The sequence below is a fragment of the Klebsiella sp. FDAARGOS_511 genome, from assembly GCF_003812845.1.
GTDB lineage: Bacteria > Pseudomonadota > Gammaproteobacteria > Enterobacterales > Enterobacteriaceae > Klebsiella > Klebsiella grimontii.
Window position 1 is genome coordinate 4,077,188 of the sequence record NZ_CP033824.1, and the last position, 13,660, is coordinate 4,090,847.

At 58.5% G+C, this 13,660-nt stretch carries 16 protein-coding genes and 1 riboswitch; of the genes, 4 read left to right on the forward strand and 12 right to left on the reverse strand.

Features of this window, described 5'->3' with window-relative positions:
- Nucleotides 1-3: 3 nt before the first annotated feature.
- From pduN to pduA, 12 genes are read right to left on the reverse strand one after another with little or no spacing between them, the layout of a single operon-like run.
- Nucleotides 4-279, reverse strand: a complete 276-nt coding sequence (pduN, locus tag EGY08_RS20700; RefSeq protein WP_004124529.1) for a propanediol utilization microcompartment protein PduN — start codon at nucleotides 277-279, stop codon at nucleotides 4-6.
- Between the two features lie 3 nt (nucleotides 280-282).
- Nucleotides 283-774 carry a microcompartment protein PduM gene (gene pduM / locus EGY08_RS20705; protein WP_004124528.1) on the reverse strand — a complete coding sequence of 164 codons (492 nt, stop codon included), beginning with the start codon at nucleotides 772-774 and terminating at the stop codon, nucleotides 283-285.
- Nucleotides 771-1,403: a phosphate propanoyltransferase gene (locus EGY08_RS20710; protein ID WP_004124527.1), complete on the reverse strand. Its 633-nt coding sequence runs from the start codon at nucleotides 1,401-1,403 to the stop codon at nucleotides 771-773. The genes pduM and EGY08_RS20710 overlap by 4 nt, the downstream gene beginning before the upstream one ends.
- Nucleotides 1,403-1,873 (reverse strand): BMC domain-containing protein, encoded by a 471-nt coding sequence (locus tag EGY08_RS20715; RefSeq protein ID WP_087829907.1) that lies wholly within the window; start codon nucleotides 1,871-1,873, stop codon nucleotides 1,403-1,405. Before EGY08_RS20715 ends, EGY08_RS20710 begins: the two co-directional genes overlap by 1 nt.
- Nucleotides 1,874-1,876: 3 nt before the next feature.
- Entirely contained in the window at nucleotides 1,877-2,152 is a 276-nt protein-coding gene (pduJ, locus tag EGY08_RS20720) for a propanediol utilization microcompartment protein PduJ (RefSeq protein ID WP_001057755.1), read from the reverse strand.
- A gap of 19 nt (nucleotides 2,153-2,171) precedes the next feature.
- Nucleotides 2,172-2,522 (reverse strand): propanediol dehydratase reactivase beta subunit PduH, encoded by a 351-nt coding sequence (pduH, locus tag EGY08_RS20725; protein ID WP_004124522.1) that lies wholly within the window; start codon nucleotides 2,520-2,522, stop codon nucleotides 2,172-2,174.
- A complete protein-coding gene (gene pduG / locus EGY08_RS20730) occupies nucleotides 2,512-4,344 on the reverse strand; it encodes a propanediol dehydratase reactivase alpha subunit PduG (RefSeq protein WP_004124520.1) in 1,833 nt (610 codons plus the stop codon). The genes pduH and pduG overlap by 11 nt, the downstream gene beginning before the upstream one ends.
- A 15-nt stretch (nucleotides 4,345-4,359) precedes the next feature.
- Nucleotides 4,360-4,881: a propanediol dehydratase small subunit PduE gene (gene pduE / locus EGY08_RS20735; protein WP_004124517.1), complete on the reverse strand. Its 522-nt coding sequence runs from the start codon at nucleotides 4,879-4,881 to the stop codon at nucleotides 4,360-4,362.
- Nucleotides 4,882-4,895: 14 nt separating this feature from the next.
- Nucleotides 4,896-5,555, reverse strand: coding sequence for a propanediol dehydratase medium subunit PduD (pduD, locus tag EGY08_RS20740; RefSeq protein ID WP_004124509.1), 660 nt, complete (start codon nucleotides 5,553-5,555; stop codon nucleotides 4,896-4,898).
- Nucleotides 5,556-5,565: 10 nt separating this feature from the next.
- Nucleotides 5,566-7,230: a propanediol dehydratase large subunit PduC gene (pduC, locus tag EGY08_RS20745; RefSeq protein WP_123828859.1), complete on the reverse strand. Its 1,665-nt coding sequence runs from the start codon at nucleotides 7,228-7,230 to the stop codon at nucleotides 5,566-5,568.
- Between the two features lie 18 nt (nucleotides 7,231-7,248).
- Complete coding sequence (gene pduB, locus EGY08_RS20750; RefSeq protein ID WP_004124503.1) at nucleotides 7,249-8,061, reverse strand: propanediol utilization microcompartment protein PduB; 813 nt, start codon at nucleotides 8,059-8,061, stop codon at nucleotides 7,249-7,251.
- The gene (gene pduA / locus EGY08_RS20755; protein ID WP_001183618.1) at nucleotides 8,058-8,342 is read right to left on the reverse strand and encodes a propanediol utilization microcompartment protein PduA; all 285 of its coding nucleotides are present in this window, start codon (nucleotides 8,340-8,342) and stop codon (nucleotides 8,058-8,060) included. The genes pduB and pduA overlap by 4 nt, the downstream gene beginning before the upstream one ends.
- Nucleotides 8,343-8,866: 524 nt before the next feature.
- Between pduA and pduF the strand changes: the two genes are divergently transcribed.
- From pduF to cbiB, 4 genes are all read left to right on the forward strand, one after another.
- Nucleotides 8,867-9,667, forward strand: coding sequence for a propanediol diffusion facilitator PduF (pduF, locus tag EGY08_RS20760; protein WP_004105118.1), 801 nt, complete (start codon nucleotides 8,867-8,869; stop codon nucleotides 9,665-9,667).
- A 188-nt stretch (nucleotides 9,668-9,855) separates the two neighbouring features.
- The gene (gene pocR, locus EGY08_RS20765) at nucleotides 9,856-10,767 is read left to right on the forward strand and encodes a transcriptional regulator PocR (protein WP_123828860.1); all 912 of its coding nucleotides are present in this window, start codon (nucleotides 9,856-9,858) and stop codon (nucleotides 10,765-10,767) included.
- Nucleotides 10,768-11,034: 267 nt separating this feature from the next.
- A riboswitch (cobalamin riboswitch) is annotated at nucleotides 11,035-11,236 on the forward strand.
- A gap of 87 nt (nucleotides 11,237-11,323) precedes the next feature.
- Nucleotides 11,324-12,703 (forward strand): cobyrinate a,c-diamide synthase, encoded by a 1,380-nt coding sequence (locus EGY08_RS20770; RefSeq protein WP_004124491.1) that lies wholly within the window; start codon nucleotides 11,324-11,326, stop codon nucleotides 12,701-12,703.
- The gene (cbiB, locus tag EGY08_RS20775; RefSeq protein WP_004124488.1) at nucleotides 12,700-13,659 is read left to right on the forward strand and encodes an adenosylcobinamide-phosphate synthase CbiB; all 960 of its coding nucleotides are present in this window, start codon (nucleotides 12,700-12,702) and stop codon (nucleotides 13,657-13,659) included. The genes EGY08_RS20770 and cbiB overlap by 4 nt, the downstream gene beginning before the upstream one ends.
- Nucleotide 13,660 lies beyond the last annotated feature (1 nt).

Consider the following 13,660-nt stretch of genomic DNA (forward strand, 5'->3'; position numbering starts at 1 on the left):
TCCTTAACGTGAAAGCGTATCGACAATGCCGACGACGGCGAGGTCGATGGCCTCGTTTGGCCCGGAAAAAACGTGCCTGGCGCTGGAGCCGCCGCTGAGCAGAACCAGCTCGCCGATCCCCGCGCCGACGGAATCCACGGCGACTTCATCGCCGGAGGTGGGCGAGGCGGGAAGTTCGCCATCGGCGCTGACCCTCCGCACAAGCAGCAGCTTTTTCCCGACCAGGGAAGGCGATTTTTGCGTGGAGACAACCGCGCCCGTGACTCGTGCCAGATGCATGATTTACTCCTGCTTAATTAATTGAATATTCCGCGCGCGCGCCGCGTCGCGCGCCAGGGCGGTCACGAGGCATTTGCGCTGAATAACCAGACGCCCGTGACCTAGCGGCGCGACGTCGCGATAGCTGAGCACCGAACCGGCGTGTAAAACCAGCGGCAGCCCGCGTTCGTCGGCAAAGGTCAGCGGCAGGCGAGCCAGTTTTTTAACCGGGATAACCGGCAGCAGCTGGCCGTGCAGGGTGAGCTGCACGCGGATGCCGAAAGCCAGCGCATCGTGAATGTTGCGGGCGGCGGCATCGTCGGTGTCCGCCTCCGCCAACTGGTTCAGCAGCGGCAGGTCGACGAGCAGGATGCGCAGCGACGCGTGCTGGCAGAACAGACTCCGGCAGTCGGCATCACGCAGTTGCGCAACGCTCAGCGTCGCCGTGCTTTCGGCACGCCGCTGCAGCCGGGAGACGATCGTCTCCACAATGCGCTGCAGAAGTTCAGTGTTCATCGCGGGCCTACCAGCCGGGCAAAGACCTGCGGGCTATCGGCCCCGGCGGCGTTAGCCTCATCGGTATCAATATGCATTTCGAGGCGCATGTCCGGCGAAACGCGAACCGCCACGTTGTTGAAGATCAGCCCGCGCTCGTCGCCTTCAATGGCCACCGAAACTCTGTCGCCGTGGGCGACCCGCAGGATCAGCGCATCGAGCGGCGACATATGAATATGCCGCTGCGCGACGATAACCCCTGACGCCAGCTCCAGCTCGCCAAAAGGGCTGACCAGGCGGATGCCCGGCGTGCCCTTGAGGTTGCCGGACATTCTCAGCGGCGCCGCAACGCCCAGGGTTCTGGCATCGGTACGTGAGATTTCCACCTGGCTTACCGAGCGCAGCGGGCCGAGCAGGCGTACATTTTTCAGTTGCCCCTTCGGCCCCACCAGGGTGACGGTTTGCTCCGCGGCATACTGTCCCGGCTGCAGCAGCGCTTTTTTCTCGCTGATGGGATGGCCGGGGAACAGGCGTTCGTAATCCGCCGCGGACAGGTGGATATGACGATTTGAAACCCCCAGCGGGATGGGCCGTAGCCGCATCTCGTCGAGAACTTTACTGACCGTTGATTCCAGAAGCTGTTTATCCATTACGCCTCACCTCGCTTGCCGGGGTGAATGCAAAGCGAGCGCGGCTCGCCCTTCTGGCGCGGACATTTCGGGTCCAGACACAGGTTGCAGCTAACCAGACCCTGTTCCTGCGGGAGCGCTTCGGAAACCCTATCTGCCGTCTCTGACGCTTCAGGCTCAGGTTGCATGACGGAGAGAGGGGGCGTCTGCGTGCGCAGGATCCCTTCTCCTGGCCTGGCGATGACTTTGTGGGCCACCAGGCCATTTCGCTGTTCGGCAAACTGCGCACCGGTGGTGATAGCCGCCTGCACGGAGGCCACATCACCGGTAATTTTAATCACCGTCCAGCCTGAACCATTGGTCTTTTCGAGGGCGACCAGCGTGATAGAAGCGGATTTCGCCATGATATCGGCGCAGCTAATAGCCAGTGCCAGACCACAAACTTCAAGTAATCCCAGTGATTGCTTCACGCGGTGCTCCTTATTCGCCATCAATCAGGCTGATTTCGGTAAAATGGCCTCAACGTCGCTGTGCGGACGCGGGATCACGTGGCAGGATTTCACTTCACCCACTACGCTTGCCGCCGCGCTGCCCGCGTCCACCGCCGCTTTGACCGCGCCGACGTCGCCGCGAACCATCACGGTCACCAGACCAGAGCCAATTTTTTCGTAGCCAACCAGCTGCACGTTGGCGGATTTCACCATGGCGTCGGCGGCTTCAATAGCGCCCACCAACCCTTTTGTTTCAACCAGTCCCAGTGCGTTATTCATCCTGCTGTTCTCCTGTTGCTTAGCGATTCAGGTCCCGGAAAGGGACCCCTTTGACCAGCCGTGCCGCGTTATTACCGGTGTTGCGATAGGCCTGACTGTCCTGATGATGCATCAGCGTAAAAAGCGGCGCCGATGCGGGTAAATTCTTGTAGTGCACGACCAGCGTATGGCGGTCGCAGGCGATGCCCACCAGCAGCGGCGAACTGCGCGCCGCCTGCCAGGCGCTGTCCACGACCTCTCCGGCCGGCTGATGCTGGAGCAGGAAAGGGATGCCTTCCTCTTCAATGCCCAGCAACACTTCGCGCCACAGGCCGTCGCAGCCGTCGATGGCGGTAATGACGATGGCCGGGGCGCTGTGCTTACTGTCCATGCGCAAACTCCTTATGCCAGGAGAGAATCAGCCCGGTGGCCACCGCGTTTCTCGGGCCTTCGCTGCCGCGAATATTTCCCCGCCCGGCAACCAGGCGGTAGTGCGCCAGCGCATCGGTGACCAGCTGCGGGACTTCGAAATCCAGCGACGAGCCGCCGACCAACACCACGAACGGAATATCGCGAATGTTGCCGGTCGGGCTGACCTGACGCAGCGCGCGCAGGGCGTTGGTGACAAAGACCCGCTCTTTGGCGCTGCGGCGAATGGCGCGTACTTTTTCCAGTGCTAAGTCGCCGGGTAGCGGCACCAGTTCCTCCGGTTTCACCACGCAGACACGAGCGAATACAGCGGGAGGCAGCGGCGTGGAGAAGAACTGCACGCTGCCGTCCTCGTGGCGCAAATGGAACAGGCTTTCGACCTTAGCCAGCGGGTATTTCTTGATCTCTTCCGCCAGATAGCGGTCTTCCAGCCCCAGCTCGCGGGCAATGATCATCGTCACCATATCGCCTGCTCCGGCGAGGTGGGTGGCGATGATTTCGCCTTTAGGGTTGATGATGGAGGCATCGGTGGAGCCTGCGCCGAGGTCGAGGATCGCCAGCGGTCGGGTGGTGCCCGGCGTGGTCAGCGCGCCCAGGATGGCGGCTTCGGCCTCGGCGCCGCCGATCTGCACGTCGATATTAAGCTTCTGCTCGATCTCGCGGGCGATCATCGCCATCTGCAGGCGATCCGATTTCACCATCGAAGCGATGCCGACGGCCTGCTCCAGCGAGAACTCCCCGGCCAGACCGCCGGTGACGCTCACCGGTACCGAGGTATCAACGGCCAGCAGGTCCTGGATGAATATTTCGCTACTCGGCTTGTTGGTCAGCTCGGCCATGGTCTGGCGCACGTGTTCCAGCATGCCGCCGATATTGGTGCCAGCCTCGCCGGTGACGTTATCGAGCCTGCCGCAGCCGTCGACCGCTTTCATGATGGCCTCGGCGCCGGTGGCGACATCTACGCGCACGCTGCGCCCCTGGGCCAGCAGCGCCAGGTTACCGGCGGGGATCGCCCGCGCTTTGACATCGCCGGATGGCGTTTTGACCACCACGGCGGAACGGTTGCCAATCAGCGCGCGGGCCATCGGGACGATGTTTTTCGTCTCCTCCGGGTTGAGGTTGAATACGGTAGCGATGCCGTAAGGGTTGGAGAGGGTTTCGATAACCTTCCCCGGAACGGCGACTTCAATCGCCGCCAGCATCCCCAGCGGAATGCGGTCGATGTACAGCACTTCGTCAACGATTGGCAGCGGTTTTTCCAGCCGGTTGCTGACCAGCACGCCGTCGTCGCGCTGCAAAATGACGCCGGTAATCTGATACCCGGCGCGCAGGGAGGCGTTGATAACGTTCGCGATATCGGCAAAATCGAAGGTCGATGACACCACCAGGACATAGGGGGCGTCCGCCGGGCGGGTTAACAGCTCCTGCGGCGTAATAGTGATGCCAACGCCAAGCCCCACGCCGCCGGGCGTTTTCGGGTTATGACCGATCATGGTCGATTCGGTGATGATGGTTTCGGTAATGGTTTCCATCGCCACATCGCCAATCACCGGCGTGGCTTCGTTAATGCGGATGAGCGAAATATCGCTGACATTGATCCCCGCGCGCTTTGCAACGAGAGCGAGGGCCTCCTGAATGCCGAACACGTTACGCAACGTGCCTTTGATCCCGGTGGTTTCCGCTAGCGCGCTATGTGTAATCGTCAGCGCGCCGGCCGCATCCAGAGTCGCCAGGGCGACTTCCGTTGATGAGTTGCCGATATCAATGCCAGCTATATATCGCATTGTTTACCCCTAAAGTTAATCGTCGCCTTTAAGTTTCTTACGCTCGACGTACAGCGTGGCCGCTTCGCGAACGAAAGCGGCGCAAATCTTCGCCTGATAGCGGCTTTCGAGATCGTCGGCGATCGCCAGCAGCTCCTCTTTCGTCGAGCGATAGGGGCGGAGGGCGTTGTAGATTTCAAGAATGCGATCGTCCGGTACCGCGGTCAGCTCGGCGGCGCGTTCGAAGTTCATCGCCAGCCGGTCGCGGCCCGCGTCTTTGGCGATAGACGCCTGTAAGCGCAGGGTTTCCGGGGTGATACGCATATCCTGGGCGGTGACTTTGTTGCTCAGCACGTTTTCCAGCGTAAAGTCGTCCAGCGTTTTATTGGTGGCGGTTTTCACCCATTCCGGGTGCTTGTTCGCCAGCGGATAGTCGCTGACCCTGGCGCTACGGGGCGCGCCGCCAGCCGCCGGAGCCGCCGCAGGCGCCTCGCCCTGCAGGCTATTCATGCGGCTCAATACGTCGCGGACCATCGATTCAATTGCGTCGGTATTCATGGAGTTATCCTTTATCAAAGCGCCACGCGCAGTTCCTGCGGGTTTTTACCCGTCACCACGTACTTGGTCTCTTTAATGTGCAAAATGGCCGATTTCGCCTGGTACTTTGGCCGCGCCATCTGATCATTCAGTGTCGGGACCGGCTGCGGCGATTCGCGTTTCGCATAGCGGGCGGCGTTCTTACCAATCTGACGATAGGTGTCCAGGGTCAGCAGCGGCGCCTGTGGGAACAGCTCCAGGTTGGAGAGCGGCGGCAGCCCCTGCTGGTGGATAACCGTGGTGCCTTTCGACTGGATGCCGATAGAGATGCCGGAGCCGCTCAGGCGATTGCCCTCAACGGCGACGAAGGCCACGTCGGAGGATTTAAAGCAGCGAATCACGCGCGCTTTAATGCCTTCTTCTTCAATACCGGCAATCACTTCGCGCAGAATGCTCTTATGCGGGATGCCAACGATATTGACGGTCTGCGCCAGGCCGAAAGCCGGGCCGACGGCGATAATCACTTCGTCCTGCTGGGTTCCCTGACGCGCTTCGCCCACTTCGGTCAGGAAGCCGTCGCCGGCAGGCGCTGCGGAGGCAGCCGGCGCATTAAACGAGACCGGTTTATCGCTGCCCTTCATTTCGCTAAGCACGTCTTCAATTATCTGGCGCAGCAATTTTTCATTAATTTCCATTTCTCACCCCTTAATCAATCTCGTTGGGATCAAGAGCGCCAGGAATGTTTTTAATCTCTTCCCAGCGTTCGCCCTGCAGGCGATAACCCGTTGCCGGACCGGCATAATCGTTAACGTCGTTGACGGCTGATAGCACCTGTCCGTCGCCGACGATAATCGCGGAGGTATGCAGGTAGTCCCCGGTCAGCTTGGCCTTCTGGATGTTGAGCATGTCCTGGGCCACGTCGGTAAACCCGCCCTGCGCCAGCGCTTTCACTACTTCCAGACCGTTGCGGTTTTGATTGATGATTTCCTGGGCGAACTTGATGTCTTCGACGATGTTACGCTCCGGCATATCTTTCGAACCGTGGGCGTAGGTCGCGGCTTCAACTTCCTCATCAGTAATCGGCGGCAGCCCCATTCCGGCAAACACGGCCTGCAGCGCGCGGGCGGCTTTGTTACGGATGGCGATGACGTCCTCTTCACGAACCGGACGCAGACCGCCGTCCACCTTCAGGTCGCGCTGGATAACGTTGTAGTCGTCAAAGTCTTCGGCATCTTCGTTGGAGCCGGCGAACATGTTGTCGTAGTTCGGCACCGCGGAGTAACCGGAAGAGATGAAGTCGGTTCCCGGCAGGAACTGCATCAGCAGGCGCGCGGTGCGACGCATATCGGAGTGGGTAAAGGTCTGGTCGTTACTGGAGGCGCATTCCAGATCCAGCGACGAGCAGATCAGGTTTTCCGCCAGCACCGCACGAATGCCTGACGGCACCGCAGACGGTACGCCGATGCAGCTCACCGAGCCGTTTTGCAGCCCCTGAACGCCGGCGGCTTTGGTGATGTAGATGCAGCGCGCTTCCAGATAAAGCATGGATTTGCCTTCGGCGTAGCCCATCTGCACTTCCGAGCCGGAGCCGGAGGTGAAGCGCATTTTCAGGCCGCGAGAGGCGTAGGACGAGGCCAGGAAGCCCTTCGACCACGGGGTGTCGTCGCCGTCGGTAAAGACCGGCTCGGTGCCGTAGACGGAGATGGTTTCGGCGTAGCAGGTATGGCCCAGCATGCCGAGCTTCAGCTCGGTGGCTTCTTCCAGCGAGCACTGAGTCAGCACGCCCGGACGGCCTACCTGCGAGCCCACCAGCAGCGCGATGGCGTTAAACGGCGCATAGCGCGCTACCGCAACCGTGGTTTCTTGTTCGTCAAATCCGCGCCATGCGCCTTCGGCGGCGTCGGCGGCAATTTGTACCGGGTTATCTTTGACGTTGGTGACGTGGGCCTGCTGGGACGGGGTGCGGCGAGCGCGCATTTTCTGCATCGCCATCATCATCTCGACCACGTTCATATGCGAAACCACTTCGACGATTTTCGCCGGCGTCATCGCGGTGGTCAGCGGGACGATTTCGCTGCGTTTGACGTTCGGATCGCACAGCATATTGGCCAGCTTGACCGAATCCATCGCCATCACTTCTTCAGCGCGGTTCAGATTGATGCCGTAGCGGGCGATGAAGTGGTCGATCAGGTCAAATTCGCTTACCGGTTTCCCGTCCAGCTCGGTTACCGCGCCGTTAAAGATTTTAATCGACGGTTTCGGGTCGTTCGGGCTTTCCATTGCGATAAAGCCTTCTTCGATCCACTCTTTAACGAAGCCGTCCTGATTCACAGGGCGTTTCGCCAGTGCTTCAAATCTTTTCGATCTCATGAATCAGCCTCGTGGGTATCAGATGTAGGACGGGCGATCGTTTTTCGGTTCAGAACCGAGGGTCGCAAGGACGGTTTTGCCGATTTCGCGCGCCGAGATGACCGCCTGGCGGACCGCGCCGGAGTCGCCGGAAATCACCAGAATGGCTTCGTTACTGAAGCTGGTGCCGTGCGCCGGGGAGCTATAGGCCACGACTTCAACGTTGGCTGACTTCAGCGCGGTATCGGCCATCAGTACGCCAACCGAAGCCGGCGCGCCGACGATGATGCCGCAGGCGCGGCCAATCGGCGCGCCGAACGCTTTTTCCAGGGCGTAGCTGGCGCGAGCGGTGTACTGCAGCTCGATATGTCCGGCTTCGTTGCCGTAAACATCGCCGAAGGTGCGGTCGAGCTCTTTCAGGGCGACTTCGATACCGCGCTTAACGTCGGAAACGTCGTTGCCGCCTAAAATAATCAGCGAACCGTGGCCCGCGCCGCCTTTGGTATCGCGCGGAAGCTCAATGCTGACCACTTCGGTGTTGGTGGCTTTCACCGCTTCGTCCGCCGCCATAATGTGCGGGCCTGCGCCGGTGCGGGCACCGAGAATGCCGATGGAGCGATAGCGTTTTTCAAGCTTCATCGCGTCCAGCAGGGCGGTATCGACGTTGGCGATCACCAGGCCCAGGGTGTCGCCAATGGCGGTCCCGACAAATTCCGTTAAACTGCAGCTTTTCTCTGCCATAGCCGTCTCTCGTATTGGATGGTTTTCAGTAGGGATGGCCTGCTGTTCCGGCGTTGCCACACGGGCAATCACCTGAGCCATGATCTGTTCAACCAGCTCATTGCTGCTCATTGGCTAATTCCCTTCGGTAAGATTTTTTCTACATCGGTGTGAGGGCGTGGGATGACGTGTACGGCTTTCACTTCTCCCACGTTACGTGCGGCGGCGGCACCGGCATCGGTGGCCGCTTTCACCGCGCCAACGTCGCCGCGCACGATGACGGTGACCAGCCCGGAGCCAATCTTTTCATAGCCCACTAACATCACATTGGCTGACTTCACCATTGCATCAGCGGCCTCTATGGCTGCGGTTAAGCCTTTGGTTTCTACCATTCCTAGTGCTTCTTGTTGCATAAAGACCTCGCATGGAGTGTTCCGATAGTTGGGACTATAAGAAGATGCGAGGAAAAAGAATGGCTGACTTGAATTTGATGGTGAAAAAATAGTGGGTATTTAATAATATAAAATTGTCATTTATAAATTTAATGCAATGATTTTATTATATATTTTTATTTTGTCTTATGTGATTATCTTGTTTTGTATATTCCATATTTACAAATTTATCCATGACGAATTTAATTTTATCTGCTATGCGAGAAAAACTGATTTGTGATGTTTGTTGGAAAAAGAGGAGTTGGTTTTAGCAATATTTTTGCATGCCAAAGGGACAGGTTAATTACAGAATCCACGCGTCAGCGTAGCTCTTCCGGCTTATTCCATGACAATAATTTGTTATTGATGCCCGAATTTTCCGGAGCCGCCGTCGGCAGGTTGCCAACAATTTGTGGAGCGGAGTTCATATAGTGATGCTCGTTGTACTCTACTGCCAGCAGGAGGTTGGCTGGTCAGGACACGAACTCTGCTAAGAAGGTGTCACCATGAATGATTCGTTAAAAGCGCAATGTACCGCCGAGTTTCTGGGCACCGGGCTGTTTTTGTTTTTCGGCATCGGCTGCCTGAGTGCGTTGAAAGTGGCGGGCGCGAGCCTCGGGCTATGGGAGATATGCATTATCTGGGGGCTGGGGATCTCGCTTGCCGTCTATCTGACGTCGGGAATATCCGGCGGCCATCTCAACCCGGCGGTGACCGTGGCTTTATGGCTATTTGCCTGCTTTCCCGGACGAAAAGTTTTCCCCTATATCGTTTCACAGGTCGCGGGCGCCTTTGGCGGCGCGGTGCTGGCCTATGTGTTGTACAGCACTATGTTTACCGAGTTTGAATCCGCCCACCATATTGCTCGCGGCAGTGTGGAGAGCCTGCAGTTGGCGAGTATTTTCAGCACCTACCCGGCGGCGTCGCTGAGCATCTGGCACGCGGCGCTGGTCGAGGTGGTAATCACCTCCATGCTGATGGGGATGATCATGGCGCTGACCGACGATGGCAACGGCGTGCCGAAAGGGCCGCTGGCCCCGCTGTTGATCGGTCTGCTGGTGGCGGTCATTGGCGCCTCAACCGGGCCGCTGACCGGCTTCGCGATGAATCCGGCACGTGATTTTGGACCGAAGCTGTTTACGTGGATGGCGGGCTGGGGCGATATCGCGATGACCGGCGGAAGGGATATTCCGTATTTTATTGTACCGATTATTGCGCCGCTGATCGGCGCCTGCCTCGGCGCGGCGATCTATCGTTATCTGATAGGGAATAACTTACCGTGTAATACCTGTAAATTAGAGGATTAATGTATCGGCTGAAATAGCTAAAAAATTTCATGAACCGGTATCACGAACTGGCCAAAAACGTCTCCCACGGATGGGAGACTTTTGCTATCGTAATATTCTTTTATCGTTGGCGGTAAATGATGATGAAAGGCAGTGAATATTAAAAAAATGTTTTATTTATAACAAAAAATTAACTGAGAGGTTTTATCATGATTTCTGCGAGCACACTGAACTCAGAACTCATTAATAAAATCGCACAGGATTTTGCGCAGGCCACCAGTCTGGCGGTTGTGGTTGTCAATATTCACGGTGATGAACTATCCGAACTGTTTAATTTCACTCCTTTCTGCCAGCTGATGCGCCAGCATCCCCAGCACAGCACCCGCTGCCGAATGAGCGACCGCTGCGGCGGCCTCGAGGCCTCGAAAACCGATGCGCTCTGTATCTACCGCTGCCACGCCGGGTTAACCGATTTTTCCATTCCGCTGGTTATCGCCGGGCACCTTGTGGGCTTCGTGCTTTGTGGCCAGGTGCGCTTAAGCAACGACGTTGAACTGGTGGATATCCTCAACGTTGACGACCGCTGGCAGGCTGACCCCGAGCTGCTTAAAGCGTTCCGCGACGTGCCGGAGATGGACTACTCCAGAGTGATTGCCTCCGCGGATTTACTGAAGCTGATCGTCGAGAATTGCCTGAAAAAGCAGCTTAATTTTGTGGTGATTAAAGACAATCCCCTGCCGCCTGAACCCGCGCGCGCCAGCCGGGCGGTCAGCCCCCACGACAGTAAAATGAAGAAGGCACTGCGCTACATTGACGCCCATTTATCCGACGAGCTTCGCCTGGAAGACGTCGCCGCCCACGTTTATCTCAGTCCCTACTATTTCAGTAAGCTGTTCAAAAAATATCAGGGAATCGGTTTTAACGCGTGGGTTAACCATCAGCGGATGGTGAGCGCCAAAGAGCTGCTTTGCCACAGCGACTGGAGCATCGCCAGCATTGCGCGGAATTTAGGATTTTCGCAAACCAGCTATTTTTGCAAAGTTTTTCGCCAAGCTTATCAGGTCACTCCGCAGGCCTATCGCCAGCAAATTAACGCCAGATCACAAACTGAGTCAATTTAAATGACAATATTTTGTTATTGCCGATTTTTGATATGCCCTCGTATCTGGCTCATTATAAAATGAAAATATCTCATTCAGAGCAATAAATTGTCATAGCGCAACAAAATAATAATGAGAGAACGATAAGCTGCACCAGTTTTTATTTATTTGATGGGATAGAGTGACAACTGAAATGCTTTTCAGAGCGCTATCGGCGTAATGAAGCAGCCTTTGCAATTAAAGATTAAACACGACGGGAGCCATCCAGCTTCCGTAAGATGTTCCTGAAAGCATTCGAGCCGGGCAGTCCCGCTCGAATCACGACGGACTAAACCGACAGGCGCCAGGGAAGGGGGTGTGAATCCCCCGCAGCCCCCGCTGCTGTGATGCTGACGAACCCATATTTAGCCACTGATCTGCTTACCGGATTGGGAAGGATGGGGGAGGACGACGCTAAGCCAGAAGACCTGCCTGCCGGTAATAATCAACAACTTCGGTGGGAAGTGGGTTGCTCAGATGCGTACAGTCGAAAGACTGGGAATGCACGCAGCCCTACCACCCGGCACAGGATCGGGGTATGGCAGCCAGGCAGCACGCATTTATTCTCGCAGGTACCGGCAGCGGTTGTGGTAAAACCACCGTTACGCTTGGTCTGCTCAGCCTGTTGAAGCAGCGCGGCATGCGGGTGCAGCCGTACAAAGTCGGCCCGGACTACCTCGACACCGGCTGGCACACCGCCGTCAGCGGCGTCGCTTCCTGCAACCTCGATGGCTTTATGCTCCCGGAGCCAGTGCTTAACGCGCTGTTTTGCGAACGGATGCAGCGGGCGGATATCGCGGTCATTGAAGGCGTCATGGGGCTGTATGACGGTTTCGGCGCCGACCCCGGCTACTGCAGTACCGCCGCGATGGCCAAACAGCTCGGCTGTCCGGTCATTTTACTGGTAGACGGTAAAGCGGTTTCCACCTCCATCGCCGCCACGGTGATGGGATTTCAGCACTTCGACCCCAGCCTGAATATCGCCGGCGTTATCGTCAATCGCGTCAACAGTGACACCCATTATCAACTTCTCAAAGGCGCCATTGAACGCTACTGCGGGCTGCCGGTGCTCGGCTACGTGCCGCGGGTGGAAGGGGTGGCGTTACCGGAACGCCATCTGGGACTGGTTACCGCCCGCGAGTCGCTGGTTAACCAGCAGCCGTGGCGCGATTTTGCCCACACGCTGGCGCAAACGCTGGATATTGAACGGCTCCTTGCCCTTAGCCAACTCATTACCCTACCCGCCGGGGAGTGGTCCCCGCTGCCGTCGCCCGACGCCGGCGCGGGCCTGACGCTGGCGCTGGCCGACGACGAAGCCTTCAACTTTTACTACCCGGATAACCTCACGCTGCTCGAACGTTGCGGGGTGAATATCGTGCGCTTCAGCCCGCTGCGCGATAGCGAGCTTCCACCGTGCCAGATGATTTGGCTCGGCGGCGGCTATCCGGAAATTCATGCCGCCGCGCTGGCGGCGAACACGCGGATGCTGGCGCAGCTGCAGGAGGCGCACCGGCGCGGGGTGGCGATTTACGCCGAATGCGGCGGCCTGATGTATCTCGGCAGCACTCTTGAAGACGCCAGCGGCGACATCTATCCGATGGCCAACCTTATTCCCGGTCACAGCAAGATGGGCAAACGGCTCACCCGCTTTGGCTACTGTGAGGCGCGGGCGATGCGGCAAACGCTGCTGGCGGCGCCCGGCGAAATCCTGCGCGGGCACGAGTTTCACTACTCGGATTTTACCCCCGAGTCCCCTGCGGTCCTGGCCTGCCGCAAAGTCCGCGACGGCATCACCCTCCAGCAGTGGTCGGGCGGCTGGCAGGTGGGCAACACGTTCGCCAGTTATCTGCACCTGCACTTTGCGCAGCGTCCCATGATGCTTAACCACTGGCTGGCTGCGGCAAGGAGCGCGCTATGACGCTGCTGGCCTGGGGCGTTGCCTGGCTCCTTGATTTTTTCATCGGCGATCCGCAGAGCTGGCCGCACCCGGTGCGCTGGATTGGCAACCTGATCGCCGTCGTTCAGCGCGGCGTGCGTCGCTGCTGTCACAGCGATGCGGCCCTGCGCCTCGGCGGCGCGATGATGTGGCTGGTGGTGGTCGGGCTGACGTGGGGCGTCTCCTGGGGCGTGCTGACCCTGGCGCAGGCGATCCATCCGTGGCTTGGCTGGCTCGTTGAAGTATGGATGATTTTCACCGTGCTGGCCGGACGCTGTCTGGCGCAGTCGGCGCGGGATGTCGAGCGTCCGCTGCGCGCGGGCGATCAGGTGGAGAGCCGTATCAAACTGTCGTGGATCGTCGGGCGAGACACGTCGCAGCTTGCGCCGCAGCAGATTAATCGCGCGGTGGTGGAAACCGTCGCGGAGAACACCGTCGACGGCATTATCGCGCCGCTCTTCTTTTTGCTGCTGGGCGGCGCGCCGCTGGCGATGGCCTATAAAGCGGTCAACACCCTGGACTCGATGGTTGGCTATAAGCACGAAAAATATCGTGCCATCGGCATGGTCAGCGCCCGCCTCGATGATGTCGCCAACTTTATCCCCGCCCGCCTGAGCTGGCTGCTTATCAGCCTCGCCGCTCTCCTCTGCGGTGAAGCGGGCGGCCGCGCGTTGCGCATCGGCTGGCGCGACCGCTACAACCACAGCAGCCCGAACTGCGGCTGGTCGGAAGCGGCGGTCGCCGGGGCGCTCGGCATCCGGCTTGGCGGCCCTAACGATTACTTTGGCCAGCGCGTGGAGAAGCCGTGGATCGGCGACGCGACGCGCGATATTTCCGTAGACGATATTTCCCGAACGATTCGACTGATGTGGGTGTCTTCGACCCTGGCGCTGGCGCTGTTTATGGCGGTCCGGTACTGGCTGGTCGGCGCAGCCTGAG

What these genes read in the sequence shown, in the direction of transcription:
- pduN (WP_004124529.1), bottom strand. Translation starts at nt 279, where the DNA reads ATGCATCTGGCACGAGTCACGGGCGCGGTTGTCTCCACGCAAAAATCG.
- pduM (WP_004124528.1), bottom strand. Translation starts at nt 774, where the DNA reads ATGAACACTGAACTTCTGCAGCGCATTGTGGAGACGATCGTCTCCCGG.
- EGY08_RS20710 (WP_004124527.1), bottom strand. Translation starts at nt 1,403, where the DNA reads ATGGATAAACAGCTTCTGGAATCAACGGTCAGTAAAGTTCTCGACGAG.
- EGY08_RS20715 (WP_087829907.1), bottom strand. Translation starts at nt 1,873, where the DNA reads ATGGCGAATAAGGAGCACCGCGTGAAGCAATCACTGGGATTACTTGAA.
- pduJ (WP_001057755.1), bottom strand. Translation starts at nt 2,152, where the DNA reads ATGAATAACGCACTGGGACTGGTTGAAACAAAAGGGTTGGTGGGCGCT.
- pduH (WP_004124522.1), bottom strand. Translation starts at nt 2,522, where the DNA reads ATGGACAGTAAGCACAGCGCCCCGGCCATCGTCATTACCGCCATCGAC.
- pduG (WP_004124520.1), bottom strand. Translation starts at nt 4,344, where the DNA reads ATGCGATATATAGCTGGCATTGATATCGGCAACTCATCAACGGAAGTC.
- pduE (WP_004124517.1), bottom strand. Translation starts at nt 4,881, where the DNA reads ATGAATACCGACGCAATTGAATCGATGGTCCGCGACGTATTGAGCCGC.
- pduD (WP_004124509.1), bottom strand. Translation starts at nt 5,555, where the DNA reads ATGGAAATTAATGAAAAATTGCTGCGCCAGATAATTGAAGACGTGCTT.
- pduC (WP_123828859.1), bottom strand. Translation starts at nt 7,230, where the DNA reads ATGAGATCGAAAAGATTTGAAGCACTGGCGAAACGCCCTGTGAATCAG.
- pduB (WP_004124503.1), bottom strand. Translation starts at nt 8,061, where the DNA reads ATGAGCAGCAATGAGCTGGTTGAACAGATCATGGCTCAGGTGATTGCC.
- pduA (WP_001183618.1), bottom strand. Translation starts at nt 8,342, where the DNA reads ATGCAACAAGAAGCACTAGGAATGGTAGAAACCAAAGGCTTAACCGCA.
- pduF (WP_004105118.1), top strand. Translation starts at nt 8,867, where the DNA reads ATGAATGATTCGTTAAAAGCGCAATGTACCGCCGAGTTTCTGGGCACC.
- pocR (WP_123828860.1), top strand. Translation starts at nt 9,856, where the DNA reads ATGATTTCTGCGAGCACACTGAACTCAGAACTCATTAATAAAATCGCA.
- EGY08_RS20770 (WP_004124491.1), top strand. Translation starts at nt 11,324, where the DNA reads ATGGCAGCCAGGCAGCACGCATTTATTCTCGCAGGTACCGGCAGCGGT.
- cbiB (WP_004124488.1), top strand. Translation starts at nt 12,700, where the DNA reads ATGACGCTGCTGGCCTGGGGCGTTGCCTGGCTCCTTGATTTTTTCATC.